Here is a 1,324-nt window from a genome sequence, read left to right on the forward strand (position 1 = left end):
CAAGGAGTACCAACACGTGACACTGGTGAACGACGCGGCGCCCGCAGTGCGGCCCACAGGTCGCAAGTTCCGCGCCTTCACGGCGAAGCACCTTGACGAGTTGACCGCTCGCGCCGGGCTGTCGCCCGCGCAGCGGCTCGCGACCCGGGCGGTGGCCACGGTGTTGCCGTTCCGGACGAACGCCTACGTCATCGAGGAGCTGATCGACTGGTCGGCCGCGCCCGACGATCCGATCTACCGGCTGGTGTTCCCGCAGGAGGACATGCTCCCGCCCGAGGACGTCGCGCACCTGTCGGACCTGCTGAGCCGTCGGGCGCCCAAGGCCGAGGTCGAGGCCGCCGCCCACGAGGTGCGGATGAAGCTGAACCCGCACCCCGCCGGTCAGATGGAGCTGAACGTCCCGAGTTTCGGCGACGGCAGGGTCCCCGGGATGCAGCACAAGTACGACGAGACCGTGCTGTACTTCCCCAAGCAGGGCCAGACGTGCCACGCGTACTGCACGTACTGTTTCCGCTGGGCCCAGTTCGTCGGCGAGCCCGACCTGAAGATGGCCGGGGACGAGCCCGCCGCGCTGCGCGACTACCTGGTCGCGCATCCCGAGGTGACCAGCGTCCTGTTCACCGGCGGCGACGCCATGATCATGGGCGAGCCGGTGCTGCGCCGCTACATCGATCCGCTGCTGGACCTCGACCAGCTCGAATCGATCCGCATCGGCACCAAGTCGCTGGCCTACTGGCCGCAGAAGTTCGTCACCGATCCCGACGCCGACGCGATGCTGCGGCTGTTCGAGCGGGTCGCCGAGTCCGGCAGGAACCTGGCGTTCATGGCGCACTTCACCCACCCGCGCGAGCTCGAACCGCTCATGGTCACCGAGGCGTGCCGCCGCATCCGCGACACCGGCGCGGTCATCCGCACCCAGGCGCCGCTGATCCGGACGATCAACGACGACGCCGGGTCCTGGGAGACGATGTGGCGCGTCCAGACCCGGATGGGCCTGGTCCCGTACTACATGTTCGTCGAGCGCGACACCGGGCCGCAGGACTACTTCGCGGTGCCGCTGGCGCAGGCGTACGAGATCTTCCGGGACGCCTACAAGAACGTCTCCGGCCTCGCGCGCACCGTCCGCGGCCCGTCCATGTCCGCGACCCCGGGCAAGGTCTGCGTGGACGGCGTCGTCGACCTGGCCGGGGAGAAGGTGTTCGCGCTGCACCTCATCCAGAGCCGCGACGCCGACCTGGTCGGCAAGCCCTTCTTCGCCCGCTACGACCCCGACGCGGTCTGGCTCGACGACCTGAAACCGGCCTTCGCCGACCGCTTCCCCTGG

Annotated in this window: 1 protein-coding gene; it reads left to right on the forward strand. The window is 69.4% G+C overall.

Going from position 1 to position 1,324, the window contains the following annotated elements; translation table 11 throughout:
• Positions 1-16 precede the first annotated feature (16 nt).
• Positions 17-1,324 (forward strand): lysine 2,3-aminomutase (locus E1281_RS39670; RefSeq protein WP_131884812.1); only part of this gene is annotated, 1,308 nt, incomplete at its 3' end.

Source organism: Actinomadura sp. KC345, from assembly GCF_004348515.1.
Lineage (GTDB): Bacteria > Actinomycetota > Actinomycetes > Streptosporangiales > Streptosporangiaceae > Spirillospora.